The sequence below is a fragment of the Ruixingdingia sedimenti genome (genome assembly GCF_031432425.1).
Lineage (GTDB): Bacteria > Pseudomonadota > Alphaproteobacteria > Rhodobacterales > Rhodobacteraceae > Ruixingdingia > Ruixingdingia sedimenti.
Genome location: NZ_JAVKPH010000097.1, coordinates 1 through 1,930, shown reverse-complemented (window position 1 = coordinate 1,930; position 1,930 = coordinate 1). Strand labels below are relative to the sequence as shown.

Below are 1,930 nucleotides of genomic sequence, written 5' to 3'. Positions count from 1 at the left end.
AATTCACGTCCACGGCGCACCTTGACGCTGATGGCTACGCGCGTCTGTATGCGTCGTCGGTGTCGGATCCTGCGGGGTTCTGGGGTCGCGAGGGGTTGGTGGTGGACTGGATCCGGCCTTACAGCCGGGTCAAGGACACCAGTTTCGCGCCGGGCGCGGTTTCGATCCGCTGGTACGAGGACGGCACGCTGAACGTCAGCGCCAACTGCATCGACCGCCACATGGTGAAACGCGCCACCCGGACGGCGATCATCTGGGAACCCGACGATCCCGCGGCGCCGGCGCGGCACATCAGCTATGCGGAGCTGCTGGAAAACACCTGCCGCATGGCCAATGTGCTGAAATCCCACGGGATCGCCCGCGGCGACCGGGTGGTGATCTACCTGCCGATGATCCCCGAGGCGGCCTATGCCATGCTCGCCTGCGCGCGCATCGGGGCGGTGCATTCGGTGGTCTTTGCCGGCTTCTCGCCCGACGCGCTCGCCAACCGCATCAACGATTGCGAGGCCAAGGCGGTGATCACCGCCGATTTCGCCCCCCGCGGCGGGCGCAAGACGGCGCTCAAGGCCAATACCGACGCGGCGCTCTTGCATTGCGACGACCGGGTGAAATGCCTCGTCGTGAAACACACCGGCGACCAGACCACCTGGGTGGACGGGCGCGACATCGACGCGAAGGCCGAAATGGCCGCGGCCGCGCCCTATTGCGCCTATGCCGAAATGGGGGCCGAGGATCCGCTGTTCATCCTCTATACCTCGGGGTCCACGGGGCGGCCGAAGGGGGTCGTGCATAGCTCGGGCGGCTATCTGGTCTATGCCGCGATGACGCATCGGCTGACCTTCGACTACCATGACGGCGATGTCTTCTGGTGCACCGCGGATGTGGGCTGGGTGACGGGGCACAGCTATATCCTCTATGGCCCGCTGGCCAACGGCGCCACCACGGTGATGTTCGAGGGCGTGCCGACCTGGCCCGACGCGGGCCGCTTCTGGCAGGTCTGCGCGAAACACAAGGTGACGCAGTTCTACACCGCCCCCACCGCGATCCGCAGCCTGATGGGGCTCGGGGCGGAGTGGATCGAGAAGCACGACCTGTCGTCGCTGCGGCTTCTGGGCACGGTCGGCGAGCCGATCAACCCCGAGGCCTGGAACTGGTACGACACCCATGTGGGCAAGGGCCGCTGCCCGATCGTCGACACCTACTGGCAGACGGAAACCGGCGGCCATATCATCACGCCGCTGCCCGGCGCGATCCCGACCAAGCCGGGGGCTGCGACGCGGCCCTTCTTCGGGGTGCAGCCGGTGGTGCTGGACGCCGCGACCGGCGCGGTGCAGGAGGCGACGGAGGCGGAAGGCGTGCTCTGCATCGCCGACAGCTGGCCGGGGCAGATGCGCACGCTCTGGGGCGATCACGCGCGCTTCGAAGAGGCGTATTTCAGCCAGTACAAGGGCTATTACTTCACCGGCGACGGCTGCCGGCGGGACGGCGACGGGTATTACTGGATCACCGGGCGGGTGGACGACGTGATCAACGTCTCGGGCCACCGGATGGGCACGGCAGAGGTGGAATCGGCGCTGGTCGCCCACCCCAAGGTGGCCGAGGCGGCGGTGGTCGGCTATCCGCACGACATCAAGGGCCAGGGCATCTACGCCTATGTCACGCTGATGAACGATGTGGAGCCCACCGACGCGCTGAAGCGCGAACTGGAAGCCTGGGTGCGCCAGGAAATCGGCCCGATCGCCAAACCCGACCTGATCCAGTGGGCCCCCGGCCTGCCCAAGACCCGATCCGGCAAGATCATGCGCCGCATCCTGCGCAAGATCGCCGAAAACGACTTCGCAACACTCGGCGATACCTCGACACTCGCAGACCCAAACGTCGTCAACGAACTCGTCAACAACAGGATGAACAGGGCCTAGCGGGAAACACG

The 1,930-nt window shown here is 66.6% G+C and carries 1 protein-coding gene; it reads left to right on the top strand.

Annotated elements, in window-relative coordinates; genetic code table 11:
• On the top strand, positions 1-1,919 hold a 1,919-nt coding region (gene acs, locus RGD00_RS23185), incomplete at its 5' end, for an acetate--CoA ligase (protein ID WP_310459599.1).
• Positions 1,920-1,930: the final 11 nt, after the last annotated feature.